Annotated in this window: 15 protein-coding genes and 1 pseudogene; 4 read left to right on the forward strand and 12 right to left on the reverse strand. The window is 61.1% G+C overall.

Annotation, left to right across the window (positions count from 1 at the left end; genetic code table 11):
* Position 1: 1 nt before the first annotated feature.
* From NJT13_RS21500 to NJT13_RS21515, 4 genes are all read right to left on the reverse strand, one after another.
* Positions 2 to 3,166, reverse strand: coding sequence for a molybdopterin-dependent oxidoreductase (locus NJT13_RS21500; protein WP_254525582.1), 3,165 nt, complete (start codon positions 3,164 to 3,166; stop codon positions 2 to 4).
* A 1-nt stretch (position 3,167) separates the two neighbouring features.
* On the reverse strand, positions 3,168 to 4,943 hold the full coding sequence (locus tag NJT13_RS21505; protein WP_254525583.1) for a 4Fe-4S dicluster domain-containing protein: 1,776 nt from the start codon (positions 4,941 to 4,943) through the stop codon (positions 3,168 to 3,170).
* A gap of 343 nt (positions 4,944 to 5,286) precedes the next feature.
* On the reverse strand, positions 5,287 to 6,207 hold the full coding sequence (locus tag NJT13_RS21510) for a sulfite exporter TauE/SafE family protein (RefSeq protein WP_254525584.1): 921 nt from the start codon (positions 6,205 to 6,207) through the stop codon (positions 5,287 to 5,289).
* Positions 6,208 to 6,335: 128 nt separating this feature from the next.
* Positions 6,336 to 7,442: an MBL fold metallo-hydrolase gene (locus NJT13_RS21515; protein ID WP_254525585.1), complete on the reverse strand. Its 1,107-nt coding sequence runs from the start codon at positions 7,440 to 7,442 to the stop codon at positions 6,336 to 6,338.
* A gap of 222 nt (positions 7,443 to 7,664) precedes the next feature.
* On the opposite strand from NJT13_RS21515, the gene NJT13_RS21520 reads away from it, so the two are divergent.
* A complete protein-coding gene (locus tag NJT13_RS21520; protein ID WP_254525586.1) occupies positions 7,665 to 8,117 on the forward strand; it encodes a universal stress protein in 453 nt (150 codons plus the stop codon).
* A gap of 31 nt (positions 8,118 to 8,148) precedes the next feature.
* On the opposite strand, the gene NJT13_RS21525 is transcribed toward NJT13_RS21520, so the two are convergent.
* Positions 8,149 to 9,939, reverse strand: coding sequence for a bifunctional metallophosphatase/5'-nucleotidase (locus tag NJT13_RS21525; RefSeq protein WP_254525587.1), 1,791 nt, complete (start codon positions 9,937 to 9,939; stop codon positions 8,149 to 8,151).
* 569 nt (positions 9,940 to 10,508) lie between these two features.
* On the opposite strand from NJT13_RS21525, the gene NJT13_RS21530 reads away from it, so the two are divergent.
* Positions 10,509 to 11,279, forward strand: a complete 771-nt coding sequence (locus tag NJT13_RS21530) for an IclR family transcriptional regulator (protein WP_254525588.1) — start codon at positions 10,509 to 10,511, stop codon at positions 11,277 to 11,279.
* Between the two features lie 243 nt (positions 11,280 to 11,522).
* Here the strand turns inward: NJT13_RS21530 and NJT13_RS21535 are convergent, their stop codons facing one another.
* A complete protein-coding gene (locus NJT13_RS21535) occupies positions 11,523 to 13,385 on the reverse strand; it encodes an archaea-specific SMC-related protein (RefSeq protein ID WP_254525589.1) in 1,863 nt (620 codons plus the stop codon).
* Positions 13,386 to 13,678: 293 nt separating this feature from the next.
* Positions 13,679 to 14,281, reverse strand: a complete 603-nt coding sequence (gene rdfA, locus NJT13_RS21540) for a rod-determining factor RdfA (protein ID WP_254525590.1) — start codon at positions 14,279 to 14,281, stop codon at positions 13,679 to 13,681.
* A 192-nt stretch (positions 14,282 to 14,473) separates the two neighbouring features.
* Between rdfA and NJT13_RS21545 the strand changes: the two are divergent.
* Positions 14,474 to 15,474: pseudogene (locus NJT13_RS21545) on the forward strand (IS630 family transposase).
* 584 nt (positions 15,475 to 16,058) lie between these two features.
* Here NJT13_RS21545 and NJT13_RS21550 read toward each other — a convergent pair.
* Positions 16,059 to 17,057 (reverse strand): Acg family FMN-binding oxidoreductase, encoded by a 999-nt coding sequence (locus tag NJT13_RS21550; protein WP_254525591.1) that lies wholly within the window; start codon positions 17,055 to 17,057, stop codon positions 16,059 to 16,061.
* Between the two features lie 350 nt (positions 17,058 to 17,407).
* Here NJT13_RS21550 and NJT13_RS21555 point away from each other — a divergent pair, with 350 nt between their 5' ends.
* Positions 17,408 to 18,703, forward strand: a complete 1,296-nt coding sequence (locus NJT13_RS21555; protein ID WP_254525592.1) for an ArgE/DapE family deacylase — start codon at positions 17,408 to 17,410, stop codon at positions 18,701 to 18,703.
* 814 nt (positions 18,704 to 19,517) lie between these two features.
* Here NJT13_RS21555 and NJT13_RS21560 read toward each other — a convergent pair.
* From NJT13_RS21560 to NJT13_RS21575, 4 genes are all read right to left on the reverse strand, one after another.
* Positions 19,518 to 20,543 (reverse strand): NADP-dependent oxidoreductase, encoded by a 1,026-nt coding sequence (locus NJT13_RS21560; RefSeq protein WP_256549433.1) that lies wholly within the window; start codon positions 20,541 to 20,543, stop codon positions 19,518 to 19,520.
* Between the two features lie 461 nt (positions 20,544 to 21,004).
* Complete coding sequence (locus NJT13_RS21565; protein WP_254525594.1) at positions 21,005 to 21,223, reverse strand: hypothetical protein; 219 nt, start codon at positions 21,221 to 21,223, stop codon at positions 21,005 to 21,007.
* A gap of 144 nt (positions 21,224 to 21,367) precedes the next feature.
* The gene (locus NJT13_RS21570) at positions 21,368 to 22,525 is read right to left on the reverse strand and encodes an MFS transporter (protein ID WP_254525595.1); all 1,158 of its coding nucleotides are present in this window, start codon (positions 22,523 to 22,525) and stop codon (positions 21,368 to 21,370) included.
* A gap of 368 nt (positions 22,526 to 22,893) precedes the next feature.
* On the reverse strand, positions 22,894 to 24,039 hold the full coding sequence (locus NJT13_RS21575) for a phospholipase D-like domain-containing protein (RefSeq protein WP_254525596.1): 1,146 nt from the start codon (positions 24,037 to 24,039) through the stop codon (positions 22,894 to 22,896).
* Positions 24,040 to 24,288: the final 249 nt, after the last annotated feature.

Raw genomic sequence — 24,288 nt, forward strand, 5'->3', positions numbered from 1 at the left:
ATCAGTCGTCGTCCGCCGACCAGTCTTCCGTCGTGGACGTTCGACTGTCGGGGTCCCAGCGTTCCGACCGCCCGACCGGACCGTCGACGTACCACGCATCGTCCTCGTCGGGCTCCGTCGGTGGCGCGATAGGGCGTTTGAGCCACTTGGGCCGTCGGAGTCCGTCGGGACCCGGCGCGGGGTTGGTATCGTCGAGCCACTCGCGGTAGATCTCCATCGACTTGTCGGTGTCGACGAAGATGTCGCCGTAGTAGTCGTCTTCGCCCGCAGGCTTGACGGTCACCTTCTGGTGCCAGCAGTGCATCCCCGAGATGGGGTCTGGATGCGGTGCGTGGGTGAGGTTCTGGGCGACGCCGCCGTCGGTCCACCAGATGCGCTCGGAGTCGGGATCCTCGGATTCGAACGGCTTGATGCCGGAGGTCTGGCGCATCCCCCACATCGCCCGGTCGTTGTCGAGGTCGACCGTCACCTTCCCGTAAGGGTCGCCGCCTTCGTCGAAGTCGCCGTCGGATTCGCCGTCGTTGTCGCGGTCGATCTTCCACTGGCCCATGTGGTGGCTCATCGCCACGATGCCGGGCTTGATGGACTCGGTCACCCACACCTCGTTGACGTAGTAGCCGATGTCGGTCTCGACCCGAATCAGGTCGCCGGTCTCGACGCCGAGGCGCTCTGCATCCTTGGTGTGGACCCAGACGGGGTTGTTGTGCGAAATCTCTTCGAGCCACTTCGAGTTCGAGGACCGCGAGTGAATCTGGGTCGGCAGGCGGAACGTCGGCACCAGTACCATCTCGCCGTTCTCGTAGTCGATGTTCTCGGGGTGAACGTGGGACTTGAGGTAGTTCGGGACGACGTACTCCTCGTCCTCCCAGCCCCAGTCGTCCAGGGTCTTCGAGTAGAACTGCTGTTTGCCAGTCGGCGTCGGGAAGCCGCGTCGGGGCTCGCCGTCGACCATCACGCCGAGGACCTCGGTGTCGTATTCGGCGATGGTCTCGCGGTCGACCTCGTCGTAAGAGTAACCGAGGTCGCTGTCGGAGACCGATTCGACGCCCGCCGCGCCCTCATCGCCGTCCGACCCGCCGTCGGCACTGGCGGTCGTCTCGACCGAGGCGCTTTCGGGAATGCGGCGGATGGTGCCGTACTCGTCGACGTAGACGTCGTCCGCTTCGAGGATAGCGGAGTCGAGCGTGTCCTCGTGGAGGCCGTAGCGGTTCTGCTTGGCCTCGAACGCGCCGTGGTGTTTCATGTATTCGAGGGGCTCCATCCCCTTCTCCTCGGCGGCCTCGACGAGGTTCTCTTCGTTTTCGAAGACGTACCGGTAGTACTCGTCGATGGACATCTGGGCGGGCTCGCCGTCCTCGCCATCGCGGTACGGGCTCTCGAAGTACTCGCGGATGCCGAGTTCGCCGTCCTCGTCGAGTCGCCACGAGAGGTCCATCCAGAACTCGTCTTCCTCCCAGACCTCGCCGGGGTTGGCCTCGTAGGTCCGCTCGACGTCCTCGCCCTCGCGCTCGGCGTATTCCCGGAGCACGGGCTGGCGGTAGGTCACCCACGTCGCAGCGTGGGTCTCCTGGCTCTGGATGTCGTGGCGTTCGGGACTGTGCCCCATCGGTAGCACGTAGTCGGCGAAGTACGCCGTCTCGTTCCAGGTCGGCGTCAGCGCGACGTGCATCCCGACCTTGTCCTCGTCGGTCAGCGCCTCGATCCACGAGAAGCCGTCCGGGTAGGTGTAGACGGGGTTGAACACGCGGGTGAAGTACACCGAGATGTCACCCCGACCCTCCTTCAGGAAGTACGGCAGGAGATAGCTCAGCTCGTAGTGGGCGAAGGGGTACTCCACCGGCAGCTGGAGTTCGTCCCAGAGTTTCTGGCGCGGCGGCTCTTTGGGCAGGTGCGGGTCGAACTTGTGCCAGGCGTTCGGCGACGTTCCGCCTTTGGTGCCGACCGACCCTGTGAGGACGCTCAGGAAGTGAAGCGCTCGGCTGACCTGCCAACCGCCCTTGTTGCCGGAGGCCGCAGACCGCCAGATGTAGCTGGCGAAGCGGTCGCCAGCCAGGCCGATCTTCCGGGCGACCTTCTCGAGTTGCTCTGCGTCCACACCGCTCTCCTGGGCGGCATACTGGGGCGTGAAGTCGGCGTAGAGGTCGTTTTTCAGCAGGTCGATGTAGCTCTCGAACGTCCGCGGCCGGTCGGGATGCCGCTCGTCGAGGAACTGCTCCCAGTTGACCCACTGGCGCACGAAGTCGGCGTCGTACAGGTCCTCCCGGAGGATGACGTTCGCCATCGACAGGAGGACGGCCGCCTCGCTACCAGGCTGAGTCGGCATCCAGAAGTCGGACATCGCCGCGGTGTTCGACAGCCGCGGGTCCATCACGGCGAGCTGGCCGCCCTCCATCACGCCCTCCATGATGCGCTGGGCGTGGGGATTGAAGTAGTGGCCTGATTCGAGGTGGGCCGACAGCAGGAGGATGAACTCTGCGTTTGCGAAATCGGCGCTCGCCCGGTCGTACTTGTGCCAGAACGCGTAGCCTGCTCGCGCGCCCGCCGAGCAGATGTTTGTGTGGGAGTTGTGGCCGTCGAGGTCCCACGCGTTGATGACCCGGTCCATGTACTCCTCATGGCCGGGGCGCCCGACGTGGTAGGTAATCTCGTTTTCGCGGCCGTCCTCGATGGTCTGACGCATCTCTGAGGCGATATCGTCGAGCGCTTCGTCCCAGGTGGTACGCGTCCACTGGCCGCTGCCGCGCGGGCCGTCGCGCTTCAGCGGGTACTCGATGCGCTGGGTGTCGTTGATCTGGTTGACGGTCGCCGGCCCCTTCGCGCAGTTGCGACCCCGACTGCCAGGGTGTTCGGGGTTGCCCTCGATCTTCTGGATGTCGCCGGTGTCCTTGTCGATGTAGGTCAACAGGCCACAGCCAGCTTCACAGTTGAAACAGGCGGTCGGCACCACCGAGTAGTCGGTGGGGTCGCCGTCCGACCCGTACTCTCGCCAGTCGTCCCACTGTTCGGGATCGGGGTAGCTCCGCAACTGGCCCTCCGGAGCGATTCGTTCGACGCCGTCTGCTTTCCGCCGCTGTCGTTGCCTATTCGTGTCGTCGGTTCGGTTCGAGATGAGACCCAGCTTCTGGGCGATTCTCTCGACCGAACTCGGATCGAAATCGTGTCCCATGTTATGCGAGTGAGATGGTCTGCGGTGCGGTTATCCAGCAATACTCGTAGGCGAACAGTCCGACGAGCGTGGCCACGCCCGCGAGTGCGACCACGACCGGCGATGCACTCAGCGCCAGCGCGACCAGTGGCACCGCGATGCCGAGCGCCATGCCACCGGCCCAGAACGCGGTGGCGAATCGTCCGCGGACGATGCGTGCAGCTGCCTCTTCGGCGTCTTCGGTCTGATGGGGCGTGAACAGTTCGGAGGCCACCAACGCGAGGTGAACCACCAATCCGCCCGCCAGGACCAGTCGCGACGGTGTGACGAGTTCCTCGAAGCCGACGAGACCGAGGAGCGCCGTCGCGGCCGCCCCGGCGACGATCGCCTGCGTGAGCATGTGCAGCGGCATCGCAGGGCTCTGCCAGAGGTCTCGTCCCTTCGACTGGCTGAACAGGAACGCGGTGTAGATGGCCGTCGCGGCCGCCAGCACCGACCCGATCGACAGCACGATCGGGTTGACGACGAGCGCTGCGCCGAGCAGCCAGCCCAGTACCATCAGGCCGAGGAAGCCGCCGAACGCGGTGATGATGTACGCTCCTTTCACCAGCCAGGAGTTCCAGTTCGGCCGCAACAGCACCCAGTGGAATCGCGTCGGTTGTTCGAGGTCGAGGATGAGCAATACGCCGGTCAGCCCGAGGAACACCGCACTGAGTAGCGAACTCACGCCCATCAGCGTGACGTCGGGTTCGAGGAGTCCGAACGCCATCAGCAAGGCCGGAAGCAGGAAGATTCCCGCCGAGATGGACTTGGTCATCGTGTAGGAGTACACTTCCCAGCCCCAGGACTCGTAGTGGCTCTCACCGATATCGTAGACTCGCCTGGCTTCTTCGTTGAGCAGTTCGTACGCTTTGGCGGTCCGGTTTTTCTTCTCGCTCGTGGCTCCGGTGTTCGCTTCCGTGCTGTAGCCGCCGTCCGAGGCGACCTGATCGTCGGAGCCACACGAACACTCGCCGCCGCAGCTACAGTTACCGCCGCAGCCACAGCCGCCACCGCCGTGGGCGTGTCCGCCGTCGGCGCGCGCCGATTCGTCGTCCGAGGCGTTCAGCGAGACGTCCGACTCGGCGAGCGACTCGGCAGCTTTCTGGAGATCGAAGTCCTCGCGGGCCGCACCGTGCGTTTCGACCTGGTTCGGGGCGTCCGACCACATGTAGTGTTCTTCGCGGCCGGTCGAACCGGGTGTGATCGAACCTTCGTCGCCGTCGACGTAGTACAGCTTGGGTTCGGTCCCTTTCTCGGGCTTTCGTGCCTGGACTTCTTCGTCGGCGATTGTCTGGGAGAGGTCCGTGTTCGGGTTCTCCATGTCGCCCGCGATGATGGCGTCCTCTGGACAGACCGTCACGCAGGCGGGTTCACGGCCTGAGTCCACCCGGTGAGAGCAGTAGTTACACTTCGCGGCCGTGGAAGTTTCGGGGTCGATGTACAGCGCGTCGTACGGACAACCCTGCATGCAGGCTTTGCAGCCGATACAGCGCTCAGGGTCGAAGTCGACGATCCCGTCCTCGCGCTCCCAGAGAGCGGTAACTGGACAGACGTCCGTACAGGGTGAGTCGTCGCAGTGGTTGCACCGCATCACCGAGAAGTTACGATTCGTATTTGGGTAGTCGCCCTTCTCGATGTACTTTACCCAGGTTTTGTTTACGCCGATCGGATCGTCGTGTTCGGTCTTGCACGCCACCGTGCAGGCGTGACATCCGATGCACCGTCGATTGTCGATGACGAAACCGTAGTTTGTCATACTGTCATTGTTTTTCGTAGTGGTGACTTGGCTGTACAGCCATGCGATCACCGGCTCGCCCAATCATGTTACTTAACACCAAATAGCAAGCATGCGATTTACATTATAGTTTTCGCTGTTCGAGCGCGGCGAACGTTCACATACGTTATCTGTATGCGTTCGCCGAAATTTCCATTTAGCGCCTAAATTGTATTTTAGGAATATTAGGGGGATAATTCAGTTTGGACCGACGGTAAACCGCGAGTCGGACGGTAGACGTTCGGACGCGACACCGTTGGAAATCGAGTTCGTATCCGACGCAAAAGAAAAAAACGGGACCGCTACGTAGGTCGTATCGACCCGCTTACAGGAACAACACCGGAATGGTATTGCGGAAGATGTTGAGCGCGATGACCAACAGCATGACGATGACCAGCCAGTTGAATTTCTTCTCGTCGATTTCGAGGCGGCGGAGATAGGTTCCGAACAAGAGCCCGACAATTGTAATGACCCCGATAGCCGACCCTAACCACAGCCGGTAGGGCGTCAGCAGCCCGTTGAACCACATATGGATGATGCGCTCGGTGAATACGACGGTGAACACCATCGACAGCCCGCCGACGTACCGCTCGGTGTCGCGTTCGAACGTGTGCAGGTACGCGGGTAACAGCGGACCGAGGTTCGCGGCCGCCAGCAGGAACCCCTCACCGAGGCCGACCGCGCCGAGAGCGACGGGATTGCTGGCCTCCTCGATCATGACGAAGTTACTGATGACCTCGAACAGCACATACCCGAGCAGCAAGACCGCGATAAGGAACGGAATCAACGGTCCCTTCTGGAACGAATTGAGGAAAAACACGCCAATGATCGAGCCGAGGAGCGCGAGCGTAATGAGCGACCACTCGCGCTTGATGTACGTCAGCCCAGTTTTCGTCTCCCCGACCTGAAAGACGTTAATCATCCACGGGGGAATGGCCAGCACCACGACCGCGAGTGTCGGATCGATGACCGTCGCGAACACCGGAGTCGTGATGAGCGCATACCCGAAGCCGAGTGCGCCCTTGACCGCACCTGCAAAAATTGCCACGAGGAAGAAGAACGCTAGCGTGACCGTGCCCACCTCGCTGTTCACCCCCGCGGTTACGTTCTCGAAACCGGGAAACAACACTACGCTGGCAATCAGGACGAGCCCGGTCGCCACCACCATCGTCACCTCACGGTACCGAAATTCGAGCAGGTTCTTGGTGAACTGCCTCGGTTGGATTTTCGTATCTTCAGTCGCCATTATGAACCACGCACCGGTGCCGTTTCACTTCACCGTAGTATTGGGTTTGTAAGGTGTTCGATGTCACTACCGACTGGAGTGCTGCGTTTTTCGTTGACATGTTGATCACGTATCGTTTGCTTGCGTCACTACTCGACTGCGCATTTGTTCGGCCCGAGTTCGATTTCGGGGTCTTCGACCTCGTGTTTGCCCTCGTTGATGGCGATTATCTCCTCGTGATTCGCCGGCTTCGAACCCAACTGTTCGACGATGTAGTCGACGAACTCCTCCTTGGAGTCTTTCTGGACGGCCTCGTTCGTCGCCTCTATCTCGCCGATCGTCGCCGTGATCGGCGTGCCAGCGTCGACCTCTCCACCGCTGTAGTGAGCAGGGAAGACCGACACATCGTCGTCGTGGGTGAGGATTTTGCCGAAGATCGACTCATAGAGCACTTCCGCATGCTCTTCGGCGCCCTCGTCGCCGTGTTCCAGATCGGGGCGACCGACACTGTCGACGAACTGCGTGTCGCCCGTCAACATCGCTGCGTCGTCGACGAGGTAGGAGGTACTCTCCATCGTGTGACCGGGTGTATGGAGGACCTTGATTTCGTGTCCGCCGAGGTCGAGCGTCTTGCCGTCCGCGACGGCGCGGAACTCCGAGCAGCCACCCGGCTGTTCGGTTCGGTCAGAGACGGGCGCGCCGACGATGAGGTCGGCGTCGTGCTTTTCTGCGAGTTCGCAACCGGACGAGATATGGTCGGCGTGGATGTGGGTAAGCGCCACGTACTTGACGTCGACCTCGCCGTTCTCGTCCTGGAATCGTTCGTCGCTTTTGAGATTGCGCTCGAAGACGTCGGTGTACTGGACCGGGTCGACGATCATCGCCTCGCCGTCGGCGCCGACGACGTACGACAGGCAGCCGTTGGCGACGCGTTTGGTCTGTTTGAACACGATGTCGGAACCGAGGTCGATGTCGACAACGTCGAAGACTTGACTCCAGCCGAGCATGCCGTCCTCGAGAGTGGCGGCGTCGAAGCCGCGACGCGAGAGTGCACTCGCGGCCCGACGGCTCGTGTTCCCGTGTGCGCATACCACGACGATTCGCTCACCCTCGTCGAATAGTTCATGCGGGTCTACCTCGAATTCGTCTGCTTCGGCATCATACGGCAGATGGATGGCGCCGGGAATGTGCCACTGTTCGTACGAATCATGCGACCGCACGTCTGCGATTGGCGTCTTGTAGTCGATTCTACCCATAAGTCCTTGGGGCGTGATTTGCCCCATGACGTGGCCTGATTGCATTAGAGTCACCTGCGATGTGTCGTGGTTGCAGTTACCACGATAAGGAAATATTAGGACCAAATAGAAATATCTATGGTATTATCTAACTCGACAAATCAGCTGTAATTTGGTTAATTGCAGGTGGGTGTGATACAATCGTAATTAACGTTTAAGAAGCGCCGTACCCTCACTCCGCGTATGTTCGATTCGATCCTGATACCGGTCGACGGAACTGACACGATGGACGAGCTGATCAAGCGCGGCTACGAGTTGGCCCAGACGCACGACGCTGACGTCCACGGACTGTTCGTGAACAACGTCTCTGACATTATCCCCACGACCACAGCGCCCGCAGCCCCGCGCGAAATCGATGAAGAAGTCGAACGGCAAGGTGAACGCACACTCGATCGAATGCGTCGGCTTTCACCGCCGGGATTCGACCCCGTCACCGAGTTCCGTCAGGGCAATCCGGCCAACGAGATCATCAGGTACACGGACGAGAACGACATCGATTGCATCGTCATCGGCCGGAAAGGGACGTCCGTCCTCTCACACCTCGGGAGCAACACCTCCGGCGTCGTCCAGGGAAGCAACGTCCCCGTGTTGGTCGTGCCGTTCGGCGACTCGGACGCCGAATCCGAAGAAGCGTAAGTCGCAGCGTCTCTCCGTACCCGCAGTCAAGTCACCGCTTTTCGTTGAACGCCTCCTCGAGGTGGACGTTACTCCGGGGAATCATCGACACCTCGCAGTACTCCTCGCCGTTGGCGTAGTCGACGCCGGGCTGGATGTGCGGGTACGGGCCGTCGGCAGGCGTGTTCTGGACCTCGCCGCCGTCCTCCGGGGTCTGGACGAGCCCCATCACGTCGTAGTCGACGGGCGAGTTGTTCTCGAAGTACTCGATGAGCACGTCGACGGGGATAGTGCCGTTCTCGATCTCGACGTTCCGGAAGGGGAACCCACAGTTGCCGAGGTCCTTCTCGGGGTCGCCGGGTCGCCGCAGCGTCGCCACCGTGTACGTCTCCTCGGGGTCCATCGGTTCGCCATCGACGGTCATCTCGACGAGTCGGCGGCCGCGTTTTGCGGTCGGGTCGACGGTGACCTCGACGTTCGAGGAGTAGTTACGGAGACGGCCGTCTTCCTGGTCGTAGACGTACGGCGTGAAGTTGTCCATCAGGAAGTTCTCCATGTGGTTCATGATCTGTTGGCCGTACGCGTCGCCCTTCGCGACGGGCGCGGTCATCGGGAAGAACGTGTAGAGGTCGCCGATAGTGACCTCGCCCGCCGGGATGGCCGACCCGTATCGGAACCCGTGGGAGATAGCCAGGTCGGCGTCCATGTACTGTTTGAGTGCGTCGTTGTAGAGGGTGTTCCAGGCGCTCTCCAGGAACGACTGGCGATACAGTGGTTGCTCCGTCTCACCGACGACGGTGTCGATCGGTCGGTCGAGCGTGCCGTTCCCGCGTTCGGCCTCGACGTCCGCTTCGAGAAACGGTGCTCGTACCTCCTCAACCGTCCGTTGGGCGTCCGGGTCGGGTTCCGGGGTGTACTCGTGGTCCTCGACGAGACAGTAGAGGTTGTGCCGGAACTCCAGTTCGCCGTCGTTGATTCGCACGTCGACGCGACCGAGGCCGTCTCCCATCCCGGATTCGACGACCACGGTGTCGGTATCCTGGACGACGATGGGTTCGTGGGTGTATTCGTGGGTGTGGGCCGAGAACATCACGTCGATGGAGTCGAAGTCCTTGGCGGCCTGGACCATCCACTGGAGCCCGATTTCGGTGATGGCGACGACGATGTCTGCGCCGTCGTCGCGCGCTCGTTGGGCGTACGTATCGAGGAGGCGCGGGTGCTTTGCGAACTTGTATTTCTCTTTCCAGAACAGCGGCATCATCCGATCGACGTAGACGTTGGTCATGCCGACGACGCCTACTTTCGTCCCGCCGACATCCTCGATGGTGTAGGGGTCGAAGATGAGTTCCTCGCTGTCCCAGTCGAGGAGATTGTTGGCGAGGACGTGTGCGTCGAGGCTCTCCATCAGTTCCACCATATTACCGTCCTCGACGGCCTCGTTGGAGTAGTCCCAGTTCCCGGGCATGTAGATGTCGGGACGGAGGTGGTGGTTGATGGGGTCGAGCATCGACTTACCAAGGGTGTAGGTCGTGACGGCGGTCCCGTGGAAGGTGTCGCCACTCATCAGGGTAAGGACGTCCTCGCCGTACTCCTCGCGGATTTGGTCGAGTTTCGCGGTCAGTATCGGGACGCCACCGCCTTTCTCGATGAGCTTGTCCGCGCCGTCGAAGTCGAGATCGGGTCGGGACTTCGGGTTGTTGTAGTATACCTGGTATCCGGGCGTGATTTGACCGTGCAGGTCACTCAGGTGCGTGAACACGACATCGGGGTCGCCCTCCGGGGCGTCGGACGGAGAACCGTTCAGGCGCTTCCACTCCCCGAGGTAATCGGTGTCAAGGCGCATGCCAATAACAAACAGAACCGTCCCCCTTATTATTTTCGTCGGTTCGCCCAAAACTCTGAGACTCCAGTTGCCGAGATACGCCAACTGAACGCGCCTACCGACTGTCCAGAGATTGTTCTGCATTATAGAATTGTACATTGTCGAAATACTGCCGATTCACTGACAACAGGCGACGAAAATCGGCCTGGGGCACGGCCATCGGTGACACAGAACGAGTCCGGCGGCAACGACACTGTTTTTCATTATAGAACAGCGCTTGCACCGTCACCGTACGTCTCCGTTCGTCCGCACACTATGCGCACTAAGCGGGCATCGCCCTCAACGGCTCAGCGACAGCATCGCTATCGAGGGCGGTCGTTCTACCGCGAAGACCGTGCCGAACACCAATGGTTCGGGGTTCTGAGCGGACGTAGGAATTCGTTCGCGGGCTACGGTGGTTATCCGATACCGAACAGCGAACTGCGACGGCATCGTTTCGACTATCGTCTTTCGAGAGACGCGGCGACCTGTCGGAACACCTTCGGGGCGAAGGAACTAAATCCAATTACGATGACACGGTATGGCAAGGCATGGGAAAAGAGGTAAAACATCCGGTGAAGGCGACCGAGAAAACGCTCGCGATCATCGAGGCGCTCAAAAATCAAGACGGTGGCCGAGTCACTGCCCTCGCAAATTCTCTCAATATGAGCAAAAGTGTCGTTCACAACCACCTCGCGACGCTGGAGAAACACGGGTACGTGGCTAAAGACGGCAACGAATACCGACTCGGGCTGAAGTTCCTCGACCTCGGCGGGTACATCCGCCATCACATGGAACTCTACCAGATTTCCAAGCCCGAAATCGACGCGATGGCCGAACAAACGGGCGAACTTGCGAACCTCCTGACCGAGGACGACGGGTGTGGCGTCTACCTGTACCGGGCGAAGGGAGAGCAGGCAGTCGACCTCGATACGTACGTGGGCCGACGCACCAATCTCCATTACACCGCACAGGGAAAGGCGATTCTCGCCCATCTTCCGGAGAACCGTCTCGAAGATATCATCGAGGAGAAGGGGTTGCCCAAGGCGACTGAGAACACGATAACCGACCGCAAAGCGCTCGCCGAGACGCTCGCCACGATTCGCGACCGGGGGTACGCCTACCACGAAGAAGAGCGACTCGAAGGGCTCCGGTCGGTCGCCGCCCCCATCGTCACCGACGACGGCACTGTCCACGGTTCGATCAGCGTCTCCGGCCCCGCGAGTCGAATGCAGGACGAGGGAGGGGAGTCTGATATCCCCAAGTTGGTCTGCTCGACCTCCAACGCGATCGAACTCAACCTCAAGTACGCCAACGTTTGATTACGGCCACACGCCACCGTCTCACGATGTCTGCCGTTCCTTCCCCGATCACACGCTTCGATTTGCGGTGCCGACATCTCCGACGGAGCTTCACGAGGTACTTGTAAAGTAGAGACCAGCACTGCTTTACTTATACCTTGTAAAGAACTCGGCCCGAGCGAGCCATCCGGACAGCGAAGACGGAATCGAGAACGAATGGTGGAACGAACGCGTAAACGACGAGAGCGGACGACGAACGATGGTTCACCCGAGCTGTTCGGCCGGGATGCGGTCGTACTCGTTCGAAAACGCCTGCGCGTCTTCGGGAAGCACCGCGACAGCGAGGAATGGAGCGTACCCGGCAAAGTAGTCGACGAGAGCGACGATCCGGTCTGAGTCGATGGCTTCCAGCGAGTCAAGGAGGACGAACGGCACGAACTCGTACACTTCGTGGACCAGGAACCCCGCGAGTGCGACGACCAGACCGATGGTTTCGCGTTCGGACTCCGAGAGGGTCGCGACGGTATCCTCGTACATCGCGCCGTCGCTTTCGCGAACGACGTGGAGGTCGAAACTCGAGTCGTCCGCCGAGTTCGTCGTCTTGCGTTCGATCCACACGCGGGCGATGTCGTACTCTAAGAGGTCGAGTACCGACGCCATCTCCTCGTTGAACGCCTCGACGGCCTCGCGTTCGAGGTCGTCGATACGCGACCGAAGCGACGCGAGTTCGTCCTGGACTACGGATAGTCGATCCGTCACGCGGTCGCGCTCTTCTGCAGCGTCGGCCACTGCTGCCAGTTCCGCCTCGGCATCCGAAAGGTCGCTTTCGAGTTTGCCCCGCTCGTACTCGAGTTCGCTGAGCGCTCGATACGCCGAGAGGACGTCCTCGCGGAGCGACCCGGTTTCTTCGACCTGCTCTTGGAGGTCGTCAATCTCCGCTCTGAGCGTCGCCGCCTCGTCTTCGTAGTTCGTTACGTTTTGCTCTCGGTGAGAGATCTCTCGATCGAGTTCGTCCAGTCGACTACGGAGTTCCGCCTGTCGTTCGCTCGAGCGTTCCAGTTCGCGTCGCCGCTCTTCGACCGTCGTCAGGTCGGATTCGACGCTGTCGCGTTCGGCCTGTTTTTTAGTGACCAGGTTTCGGAGCGTCTCGAGGCGTTCGTCGATGTCCGACTGCTCGACCCGACTGCCGCAGGTCCAACACTGCATCGTCTTCGACGACGGATCGAGGTCGGCAGCGACGTCGCCCTCGTCTTCGACGTTCCGGAGGCCGCTCGTCTCGCCAGCCAACAGGTCCTCGGTGAACTCGACGACTCGCACCAAATCGTCGATCTCGTTCTCGACCTCGCGCTTGCGCCGCTTGAGTCGGGTACTCTGCTGGTCGAGTTCGTCGAGTTCCTCTTCGGACGACTCGATATCGTCGAGTTCGGCCGCCACGTCCGCACGCTTCGTTCGAAGCGAGCGAAGCTCGGACTCCTGGTGGTCCTTGCGGTCGAGTGCGTCGTCCAGTTGCCCACGCAGTTCCTCCAGTTCGTCGAGCAACGATTCGGCCTCCTCGGCCTCGGCTTCCGCCGCGTCGAAGGCGTCTACGGTTTCGCGGACGTCGGCCAGTTCGTCTTCGACCGCCTCGAGGTCGGCTCGACGCTCGTCGCGGCGGCGTTCGAGTTTGGGGCGGCGGTCGACCGTCGCCTCGAGGTCGTCGAGCTTCGACCGAAGGTCGTCACGTTCGGCCTCGCGGTTCCGGATGTCGTCTCGAAGCTGGTCGGTATCGACCGGCCGCATGATGACCTCGCGCAGGTCGTCCCCGCGTTCGACCGCACGACGGGCGGGGTTGTCTTCGAGCAGACACGCGAAGGTGTCGACGTATTCCGGTTCGTCGACGAAGGGGTCGCCGTCGACGGAAACGGTTCCGGCTTGCCGCGTGTATTCGCGGGTGTAGGTCTCTCCGTCGAGCGCGAGTTCGACGCCGCCGTAGTCGGCGTCGGCTTTCAGCATGGCCGCGGTCCCGCCGAGCACGCCAGCGATAGCGCTCAGAAACGACGTCCGGTTCGTGGCGTTTCGGCCGGTGAGTATGGTGATACCGGACGAGAGTGTGACTTCGCAGTCGTCGATACCGCCGACGTTCGTCACCGAGACTGTCGCGGATCTCTCCGTGAATTCGTCGATTGTATCTCGAGTCTTTTGCCCGGTGTCGGCGTTACGTGACATGATAACGGCAGATGTTCGTGTCGTTCACTTGGGTATCATTTGACTTAGTCCTAAGGAAGTCCGTCTGTCTCTCCGCTATCTACGACGCTACTCGGACGACCGTACTGGGAGGCCAGTGCTAGAGGACGGAGCCGACACTAGGGAGGATTGCATCGTGACGCCCATGGATTGTACCGTGAGGCCGGTAGGACTGTCCGTGACGCCGATGGAAGTCCTCATTTCTCACGACACGCACAGCGGCCGCGGTCGAGGAGTTCTTCGACTGGGTACGACGAACCGCACACTGTGCACGTAATACGGACCGAGTGGGTTACGTCGAGCGAACCGACTTTGAGTTCGTCGTTGCGTCGTAGTTGTTCGAGCGTTTGGTCGACGATGTGTTCGTCGCGGCCGCGTGCCCATTCGATGACTTCACGGCCTTCCGTGATGTCGGTGACGCCCTGCCGTGAGGTGTCGATGTCGAGGCAGTCAGCGAGATGAGCGCGGACTGTCTGATGGGAGACGAAGTCGTCGGTCACTCCCGTGACGTCGATACCAGCGTAATTCAGTTGGTCACGGACGTCGGCGCGATGTTCGGGGGCGACATCGTCGCCGGTGAGTGCCTCGTACACCGATGAGGGGTCGCCCACTACGTCGACGTCGGCGTTCTCCATGGCGGCTCCGAGGATGCGGGTGTTGGTGACGTCGGCGAGGGCTCGCAGGCTCAGGTCGTCGCGCTCACGTCGGTCGCGAAGTTCTGCATCGAGCTCCCGGAGACCGTAGGCGTCGATAGCTCGTCCAACTTTGCAGCCACAATGGTCCAATTCGTCGTCGGTCATGGATCAAATACCTGGTTTGCAGTGTTGGTGTGGGGCCGAGGACCGCCACAGTGCGTCGTGCACGAGCAGTCGGACCCGGACTGCATCACGCCCGGACGTTAGCAGTGCCCAATAAAAAGGGTTCGGTGGACATCGTGGCGGGTACTATAGTATCCGTTAGAACTTTCTACTCAGATAGTGTTGCTAAATACAGTGGATCATCTCGACGAGATCTCTGTCGAGGAATTGCAAGATGCCCTTGACAACGTGGAGGGTAAAAAGCCGACACAACGGCTCTTAGCAGCAATAGCATACAAGAACGGCGTCACGCAGACTGAACTAGCCGAGTGGTACGACGTTCAGCGACGGACAATCTATAGCTGACTCAAGCGACTCGTCGGTGTCGAGTCGCTTGAGCAGGCCGTTACTGATACTCATCCCACTGGGAGAAAACGGAAGCTCTCAGAAAAAGAGCAAAAAGAGTTCGAAGAAGTGTCCACGAATCACCAGAGAATGTTGGGGTTGATGCGCCGGCGTGGACGCCGGCGCTCGTCCAGCAGTATCTTGACGAGACGTACGATGTCGAGTACTCAATCCCGAGCTGTCGGCGGTTGCTCAAAGAAGCGGGATTGAGCTATCAAAAACCTCGCCGTACAGCCGCTGAGTCTGACGCTGATGAACAAGAAACGTTCCGTGAGGAGCTCAAAAAAAAGCGGCGGGAAATGGATGCCACAGTAGTCTGTATCGATCAAACCAAGAAATCCGTCCAAGTTGAGCCGCGTGCCGCGTGGTTTCCCCGCGGTACGCGGCCGTCAGTTGAGTTATCTGGACAACGCGACTGGACGTGTCTGCTAGGCGCGATCACCGAGGACGGTGATCGCTTTTTCTCTCGATTTGAAGAGTACGTTACCGCCGATCATGCAAAACATTTCATTCTCGCATTATGCAAAGAATTCAAAGATGATCTAATTATTGTCCTGGATGGAGCACCATATTTCCGGGCGTCGGCCGTCACGGACCTAGCGGCCCGTGACGACCTCGACTTCGTGACATTGCCGGCGTACTCACCAGAGCTAAATCCTGTTGAAGAGTGCTGGAGACAACTACAAGCGGCACTCAGCAACCGTTTCTTTGGCTCACTCGACGATCTCACAACAGCGATTGATACTACTATTGATCGAATCTCTGTACCAAATATGAGCAATTACTTCTAATGTATGCTATAGAAAGTGAGGACATCGCCGCGAGAACGTATTGCTGTGATGGTCCGAACGACGTCAGTCGTGTTCGACGCTGTCGAAGAGCGTGACGATGTCGTCAAAGTATCACATCACCTTCAAGACGTCGATGAGGGCGGTCATCAGTGCGTGTTGACTGATCGCGTTATAAGTATATCCGGTGGTCGATACGTATCTGGTTCACGTTTTTGAACCGAACGTTACCGAGGCGGTTCACCGAGTACAACGACTGGTCGAAATTGTGCGGCAGGCGACCGTGAGTTCACGGGGGTGCTTCCGCCTGGATCGAGAGCAGACGATCGGACGGCACGGTTGCTCGAGAGGAACGATCACCGTCTCATTCTATAGTAGTCGTTGAAACGATTCACTCACCACTCGCAGTGAAGCGGCCAGCGAAGCCTCGCTGGCCGCGAATTCGCGAGTGCGGTGTACACTGACTTTCAACGACTACTGTAGCTTCGGTGACCGGACGACTCACGATCAATGCGTCCATCCGATGCTGTGAGGAGCGACGTGAACGGATGATGTTTGACAATCAGTCGCGCTTCCGTTTCACGCTGTCATCGTACTACCTCCTCGAGTGGCCGCCGCGGGGTGTGTTGCTCGTCCTCGTCACTGTAGCCGAGTCGAAAGAGGTGCTGCGGGACCGACTCCTCGAGTCCGAGTTCCGCGGCGAGTTCGGATCTTATCCGCGGGACCTCGAGCGTCTGGCTCACGGGGTGGTGAGCGATCCCCTCGCTCGTTGCGAGCAGCGTCAGTCGTTCGAAGGCCCGTCCGGCTTTCAGTCGTGATTCGTCGTCGTCGGCTTCCGTGACCAGAACCGCGAGCACCGGCGCCCGTTCGAGCAACGCTGCGTTCTTGCGTCCTTCTCGGCCGCCCAGATCGAGGTGCGTCACCGCGAGTCGTCCGACCCGCGCCATCACCCACGAGGCACCGAGCGCCCCCGTTCCGATCCAGTGTCCCAGTTCCGCTCGATACGCGGGGTCGTCGAACTGGTGCTCGTCCGCACGGAACTGCAGTCTCCCGATCGACTCCTTCCTGTCGTCCTCGTCGATCACCAGGAGAGTCACCGTCGTCTCGCGGATGCAGTCTCGGAGCCGATCCAGGACGTCGCCTGGGATCGGCCGGTCGTCGTAAGGGTGGTGGGTCGTCCGTCGATCCGTCATCGCCTCGAACAGGCCGGGTCGCGCTCGAGACGCTGTTTCCGCTTTCGGGTCGAGGTGGACGGTCGCGGCGAGGTCGTCACCGTCACCGGGGACGTAATCGATCGACGCGGCGAACCCGAAACGAGCGGCTGCGATCCGGAGATTCTCGATCGCACACCCGACGCTGAGGAAGAGTTCGCGCTTGTCAGCGTCTGCGATTTCTAACCAGCGCGATTCGTCGGCGAAGACGTCGATCGCGTCCGGACGAATTTCGAACTCCCACGGTTGCGAGTTGTGGCTCGAGGGCGCGAGAATCGCGTACCGAAGGAGAAAGCGTGCCTGCGCTTCGAACGGCGCGTTTGCCGGGAACGCTCGCTCGTCGACGTTCCACGGTGAATCGAGGTGGTCGTTCATAGCTTCTGCTTTACCGTCTGACGACCTAAGACTGTCTTCGAGTTCGGATGTGGATTCGTTCGTCGGATGGACAGCTCCGACTCTCGATTCGTCCTCGAGCGGGTGTCCGATACCGGTCTCCCATCGGAGCGCCCCGTGTGCGATGGCCGGTGGGAGGAATCGGCCGCGGTGGTTTCGAAACTGTTCGTACACGAGTCCTCGGTGAAACCGGTACGAGTAGACACCGCGCCGACAGCGGACGAACGATGCTCGTGGGGGCGTGACTTCGCTGCGGTCCGCAGCCGTCGATGGCCGTCGATATCTTCCGGAGAAAGAGGTAAATATAGCTATGATATAGCATAGCGAGACAAATGCGTTCAGCACACAGGGAGGTTCGGGGCCGTATCGAAGAAAAGCGCGATGATCTCGTCGATCTCGTGAGTGAACTCATCCGCCAGAAATCCGTTACCGGAAACGAAAAGCCCGCTCAGGAGGTCGTCTCGTCGCGTTTGCAGTCGTCCGGACTCGACGTCGACATCTGGGAACCGGATGCCGACAGACTCGCGGACCATCCGGGGTTTTTCGAGACGTCGTCCTACCTGAAAGACGGATACGAGGACCGCCCGAACGTCGCAGCGACCAAAGAGGGCGTCGGAGATGGTCGGTCACTGACATTCAGCGGTCACGTCGACGTCGTGCCGGCCGATGCAAGCGAGTGGAAGTACGACCCGTGGAACGCCACCGTCGAGGATGGCCGTCTCTACGGACGCGGAAGCAACGACATGCTCGGTGGTGTCGCTTCCATTCTGATCGCCTTCGAAGCACTCCGGGACGTCGACATCGAATTGGCAGGCGACCTCACTCTCCAGACGACCGTCGAGGAGGAGGCCGGCGGCCCAGGCGGTGTACTCTCCGCGCTCGAGCGGGGATACCAGCCCGATGCGGCGATCATTACCGAACCTTCCGGGCTCCCGAACGTCGGAATGGCGAGTGCTGGTGTAATGTACTTCCGTATTCGCGTCCCCGGAAAGTCGTCACACGCTGCACGGGGCTACGAAGGGGTCAACGCTATCGGAAAGGCGACGAAAATCTACCATGCGCTCGACGAACTCGACCGAGAACGGAAATCGCGAATCTCGTACGAACCGGCCTTTCGGACCGATCCGCGACTCGACGGCCACGAGACCAACCTGAACGTGGGCGCTGTCGAAGGCGGCGACTGGCCCTCGACGGTTCCGTCCGAAGCGATTCTGGAAGGACGTATCGGATGGCCGCCCGGCGAAACGCGCGAGGAGGTCCGGGCGGAAGTGGAAGCGACCGTGCGCGACGTCTCGGAGACCGATGAGTGGCTGTCCGCGCACCCGCCCGCGTTCGACTGGTTCGGGTGGAACGCCGCTCCTCACGAACTCGACACGGACGAAGAGATCGTCCAACTCGCACGGGAGAACGCCGAGAGGATCACCGGCCAGAAAACGACCTTCGGCGGCGGCAGCGGCGGAAACGACGAACGGTTCTACAACCGATATTACGACATACCCTGTCCCTCCGTCGGTCCGCGCGGCGAAAACATCCACGGCGCCGACGAGTACGTGGAAATAGATTCGTTAGTCGAGACGGCACAGACCCTAGCCCTGACCGCTATCGACTGGTGTGGGATCGAGGAGTAACGTTGCCAAAATAGCCGCTCGAATCCCTCGTCTAACGGCGTACGACGTCTTCCGCGTCGATCACGGTCTCGTGAGCACTGTCAGTTTCTGAGCGCCGTGTTGCTCCGGTAAGGCGGACTTCGAGCCGGGGACGCCGTCGACGCTGCGCCGATGAGCGATTCCCTCACAACCATTCGCCGTGATTCTTGCGATCGAACTTTTTCGGAACGGTAGGTTTTGGGAACTACAGGTTGAATAATGTGTGGTATACATCCGAATCTACTGAAATTGCGCCATCAAAAACGTTTATTATTGCATGTGTACTATCCTCTCGTGGGTGATGACATAGGTTCACAAACGGCACCCCGAGACGTCCAACGTCCTTCGCAGGAGTACACCTGTGGCCAACGGCTGATCCGCTGCTGGCCTCCCGGCCCCACTTTCGCGCTCGAAATCCGCTGCTGACACGTTCGACCTTCCACTCCTTCCCAGCAGCGACAGCGCCGGTTTCCACGCGGTTTCCATGCACCGGCCTCGAGCAGACGAACCGCTCTCGCCGCTCGCGACTGCTCAGTCGATATCCTGGAACCCGTCTTCGACCCGATCCGTGACCGCGCCGTCCGTCACGTCCGGCGTCCGAATCACCGACGGCACCTGCGGTCGATCGTGGTTTCGATGAAAGTCGCGTCTTCCTGACGTCCGCTTTTCCGGTCGGGTATCGAACCCGTGGGGGCAGCGCCGACACGGCAATTCGGTCGGCAGATTCGTGATCGCTCGCTCGAGCGGTGAGTCGTTCCGGAACTCGGCTCTCCACCCGTCGAGTCGTTCGCGACGATCACCCAGTGTACTCGTCGACCTCGACGAGTTGTTTGCCGATATTCTCGCCCTCGAAGAGGCCGAGAAACGCCTCGGGAGCAGTTTCGATGCCGTCGGTCATCGTTTCTCGGTAGTGGAGCTCGTCCTCGCTAATCCAGCGAGCGAGCCGTTCGGTCGCGCTCTCGGCCAGGTGGTCGTAGTCGCTGACGATGAACCCTTCAACTCGGGTCCGTGTACGCTGGTAGAACCGACGCGGGCCGGTCATTCGCTCGTCGTCGGGTTCCAGATTGTAGAGCGAAATCTTCCCGCAGACGGCGACCCGCGAGTAGTCGGTGAGATGATCCAACACAGCGTCGCTGACTTCGCCGCCGACGTTCTCGAAGTAGAGATCGACGCCGCGCGGACAGGCTTCTCCGACTGCTGCCGTGAGGTCATCGGCGGTCTGGTAGTTGATCGCCGCGTCGAACCCGAGGGCACCGGTGAGCCAGGCAGCCTTCTCGTCGGATCCGGCGATACCGACGACGCGACAGCCGGCTATTCTTGCAATCTGGCCGGCAACGGACCCGACAGCGCCCGCTGCTCCCGAGACGACGACCGTGTCTCCCGGCTTCACCTGGCCGACCTCGATCGTTCCGATATAGGCCGTCAATCCGGGCATTCCGAGGACGTGCAGCGCAGCCGACACCGGCGCCTCGCCGGTGTCGATACGATCGAGGTCAGCCCCGTCGCTGGTGGCGTACTCGGCCCAGTAGAGGTTCCCCGTAACGAGATCCCCCGGCTCCAGACCGCCGTCGTTCGATTCGACGACCTCGCCGACGACGCGAGCCCGCATCGGATCGCCGGTCTCCCAGGGATCGGCGTAGGAAGCCGCGTCCCGCATCCGGCCGCGCATGTACGGATCGACGGACATGTACAGCGTCCGGACGAGGACTTCCTTCGGTCCCGGTTCTGGAATCGGTTTCTCGCGGAGCGTAACGTTCTCCATCGACGGCTCTCCCGTCGGTCTCTCGGACAAGATCCACTGCCGATTCGTCTCATCGGGCATAACTATCAGGTTCGACTCACGTCGATTTCAATCTTGCTCAGGTCGTCCCGTGCCCGGCGCCAGGTCGCGGAATCGTGCCCCTCGAGGTGATCGTCCTGGATCGGGTCACCGACAGGTCGCGTCCCACACGCGACTCGAGTACGTCCACGAACTCTTCGACGCGGTAGTTGCGGCATCCGATTTGCGACTCGCTGTGGGAGTGTGGTCGGGGATGTCGATCGACACGAGAGTGTCACTCGACGTGCTGGTGTGTGACCGCGATCATCGACGCCCCACCGATCGAGAACAACAGGTGTCTCGCGATCCCGTATTCGCATTCGATGCGAACCGACCCGGAATCAGAACTCCCCAGACAGCTCCGTTCTGGCCGCGTTCGAGGTCGGCGCCGCAACGCACAACGAGTCCCGGATCGATCGGTGGGAGACGGTGGCTCCACGTCGCGGCCGGATCACGGACGGTGACTAGGCTGTGTCGTTCCGTGTTCCCTCTCGAGTGAGCTCGAAATAGCCCCGTTCGTGACGAATCACGCCTTCGTCGTCGAGCCTGGCGATTGCTCGGGTAACGGCCGAGTCGGAATAGTCGTACTCGTCCGTGAGCGTCTGCCGTAGCGATTTGTGGGTGTGACGGTCGGATTCGAGTTCGTCGACGAGACGCTCCTCGAGTCGTTCTGGGTCACTCATCGGACTCGGTTCCGGTAGGAACCGCATACGCGTCTCCCCTGCGCTAGCCGGCGCTACAAAACGGTGGCTCGACGACCGGAGAACGCTCGACGACCGTTCTCGGGTCGCGTGGACGTCTCGAAAGGGAGACCGACGCGTCCGCGGTCAACTCGGCAACCGACCGGTGTGATCGACGAGCGTCAGACCGACGACCGTGACGCCGAGAATCACGGCGGCGGTTCTGAACACCGAGTCGTAGGTATAGCCGGCTTCGACGAGCAGACCCAGCGCGAACGAGCCGAGCGATTGCGTGAGCATCCAGACGGAACTGAACACCGCGTAGGCGCTGCCTCGCGTCGAGTCCGGTAGCGTATCGAGGAGGAACGTATCCGTGGCCGGAAACAGCGCGTGAACGACGAAGCCGACGGTCACGGAGAGAACGACGAGGCCGATCAGCCCGTCGACGACTGTCAGGACGAACAGCGAGATGGAAAAGAGCCCGACGATACCGAGCATGTACGGAACGCGCGGTAGTCGATCGGCCAGATCGCCCCCGACGTAAAACGCGGGAATGCCGGCGGCGAAGACGAGCGAGAGAAGCAACCCCGACACCCGGCCGGAGAGGCCCTTCGACTGCATGTACAGCTCGTAGAAGTTGAACACGCCTTGCCAGACGAACGACGCTGCGCCGGCGATCGCGATTGCGGTCACGATGAGGCGCCACTCCGACAGCGCACTGGCGACGAAGGTTCGATCCTCCTCGTTGGTCCGCGGCAACTCGGTCTTCCTCGCGGCGACCCACGTGTATACCGTTACCGCTGCCCCACCGACAGCGATCGCCCACAGCGAGAGCCGCCAGTCGACGACGAGCGTCAGCGTCACGAGCGGCGCGGCGACGACCGCGGCGATCTGACTGGCGGCGCCGTGGGTCCCCATGACGCGCCCGACGCGATCCGGAAACAATTCGCTCAGAAACGGATTCGCCGAGACGAAGTACACACCTGATGCGATCCCCATCAGGAAGGCCCCGACCATGAGGTGGCGGACCGTCGCCGCGGTCGCGGCGAACCCGGAGGCGACCGTGAGAATCGTTCCGGACCCGATCACGACGCGATGTCGCGGCACTTTCGTCAGGAGCCACCCGGTCGGTAATCGAGGAGACGCGCTTCCGACCCACGCGAGCGTTACCAGCAGTCCAGCCGTCCCCTCACCGACCGAGAATTCCGCGATGATCACGTCCAGTAGCGGTGCAAAGACGATTCTGGCGAGGTTGAGGAGGAAAACGAGACCACACAGGGAGGCGAAGACTCGGGCACGGCTCATAGTCACACGTTCTGGGTCTGTCTGAGAAGTGTTCCGAATTGACCGCCGCCACGCCGTGAGGGACGAGAGGAGGACGCGCCAGTGGTACGCGCCACGTTGCTGGGATCGCGTTCCGACAGGGTGTGCTCGTTCTCGAGGGAGTCCCGCATTCGGTCGTTCCCGGGCCCGTGCCGGAGAACTGGTACGGACTGATCCCCGGAACCGGTCGCCGGATGCCGTCGAGGCGGGAGCGTCCGGCGCCGCTATCGTTCGGTCGTGCGTTCTTCGTTCGCCGTGACGACTTCGTCTCACGGCTCGAGCGCCTCCGTGGACGCGCGAAACCGTTCGACGGGGACGAGGGAGCCGACGGACTCGTGCTCCGAAACGCGTCACCAGTGAGATCGAATGATCGCCGTTACGTCGCCGCTGGCCAGGCGACGCCCCTGTTCGTGGACGCGCTCCCAGTCCCGGACGAACTGGGAGTAGACGTCGTCGTCTTCGATCCGAAGGAGCGTCTCGTCGTTGTGGGACAAGCCGTTTTTGCTCAAGTTCTGCGAGCCCGTGTAGACGAGGCGTCGACGTTCCGTTTCGCCGTCCACGTCGACGTCGGCGTCGACGAGCATAGTTTTCGAGTGGACGTTCGGTGGCTGCCCCGGCGTGACGCGTCCCAGGGTGGTCGACGGGTACTCGAGCACGTCCGCGCCCGCTCGTCGCAGGCGGTGGCCGACGGTGGATCTGTTCCCGTTGAGGATTACCTCGACCGTACAACCGCCGTCGACGAGTTCCCTGACGCGGTCGACGACCGCGGAACGCTTCTCGTTCCAAATCGAGTACATGAATCTGACCGTCGCGTCGCGGGTCGGAACGACGTCCTCCAGGGCCGCGAGGTGCGTATCGAAGTCGGATCGAGGCGAAAAGTACACGGTCGCCGAGTCGGTCTCTGCCGTGCGATTGTAGTGGCGGTCGGTGACGCCAGCGGCCAGTTCGTTCCAGTAACTCCGATAGACGTCGTAGAGGTCGTCGTCGCCGCGAAATACGACCGACGTGTTGTGGAGGTACCGCTGCGTGTTCGTGAAGTTCGACGAGGACTGCCACACGACGTTCGACTCTCCGGTCTCCAGTTCCTCCACGAGCAGGAACTTGTTGTGATTACTCCCGTCGCCGATACCCCCGTCGATGGTGAGCGAGACGCGACCGACCGACGTTTCGCGGAGTCGCCGCGGTGCGTCCGCATCGGCGAGGTGGTCGTCCAGCAGGACGTTGACGTCGACGCCGCGGTCGGCGGCCGCGAGACACGCCGTCGCCAAGGGAGTGCGCGTGACCGTGTAGGACGTGAGGTGTACCGACGTCCCGTGAACGGCCCGTCGCAGCAGGTCGAGGACCGTTCGTTCGTGCACGTCGTCGGGCAGTCCGAACACCGACGGATAGCTGAACATCGGCTCGATTCGGGGGGCGGATCCGTCCCCCACCGACTCCTCACTTCTGTTCGATCCGAGCACCAGCGATCCCGCCACGCCCATCGACCCGACCGCCATGAAAAGGGACCGCCTGTTCGTGCTCATGAAAACCGAATGGAAGCTCGACTCCGCTTCGGCAGGATCGTCCCGTGACACGTTCGTCGATCGTTCGATTCGATCGGTGAGAAACGGTGCCAGTGTTTTGTAGCGTTCATTTGGGGAGACGGTCTCGATCGATCGGTCTCACCGCGGGTGCATAATCGGCATTCTGTACCAATTCACCGTTGACGTTCGCGGGACCCCTCTCTCACTCGAGCGCCAGTCGGC

It is taken from the genome of Natrinema caseinilyticum (genome assembly GCF_024227435.1).
Lineage (GTDB): Archaea > Halobacteriota > Halobacteria > Halobacteriales > Natrialbaceae > Natrinema > Natrinema caseinilyticum.

Bases quoted from the DNA above. Each gene is read 5' to 3' on its own strand.
- NJT13_RS21570 (WP_254525595.1), bottom strand. From the start codon at position 22,525: ATGAGCCGTGCCCGAGTCTTCGCCTCCCTGTGTGGTCTCGTTTTCCTC.
- NJT13_RS21520 (WP_254525586.1), top strand. From the start codon at position 7,665: ATGTTCGATTCGATCCTGATACCGGTCGACGGAACTGACACGATGGAC.
- NJT13_RS21560 (WP_256549433.1), bottom strand. From the start codon at position 20,543: ATGCCCGATGAGACGAATCGGCAGTGGATCTTGTCCGAGAGACCGACG.
- NJT13_RS21575 (WP_254525596.1), bottom strand. From the start codon at position 24,039: ATGGCGGTCGGGTCGATGGGCGTGGCGGGATCGCTGGTGCTCGGATCG.
- NJT13_RS21500 (WP_254525582.1), bottom strand. From the start codon at position 3,166: ATGGGACACGATTTCGATCCGAGTTCGGTCGAGAGAATCGCCCAGAAG.
- NJT13_RS21565 (WP_254525594.1), bottom strand. From the start codon at position 21,223: ATGAGTGACCCAGAACGACTCGAGGAGCGTCTCGTCGACGAACTCGAA.
- NJT13_RS21550 (WP_254525591.1), bottom strand. From the start codon at position 17,057: ATGAACGACCACCTCGATTCACCGTGGAACGTCGACGAGCGAGCGTTC.
- NJT13_RS21525 (WP_254525587.1), bottom strand. From the start codon at position 9,939: ATGCGCCTTGACACCGATTACCTCGGGGAGTGGAAGCGCCTGAACGGT.
- NJT13_RS21555 (WP_254525592.1), top strand. From the start codon at position 17,408: ATGCGTTCAGCACACAGGGAGGTTCGGGGCCGTATCGAAGAAAAGCGC.
- NJT13_RS21505 (WP_254525583.1), bottom strand. From the start codon at position 4,943: ATGACAAACTACGGTTTCGTCATCGACAATCGACGGTGCATCGGATGT.
- NJT13_RS21530 (WP_254525588.1), top strand. From the start codon at position 10,509: ATGGGAAAAGAGGTAAAACATCCGGTGAAGGCGACCGAGAAAACGCTC.
- NJT13_RS21515 (WP_254525585.1), bottom strand. From the start codon at position 7,442: ATGGGTAGAATCGACTACAAGACGCCAATCGCAGACGTGCGGTCGCAT.
- NJT13_RS21510 (WP_254525584.1), bottom strand. From the start codon at position 6,207: ATGGCGACTGAAGATACGAAAATCCAACCGAGGCAGTTCACCAAGAAC.
- rdfA (WP_254525590.1), bottom strand. From the start codon at position 14,281: ATGACCGACGACGAATTGGACCATTGTGGCTGCAAAGTTGGACGAGCT.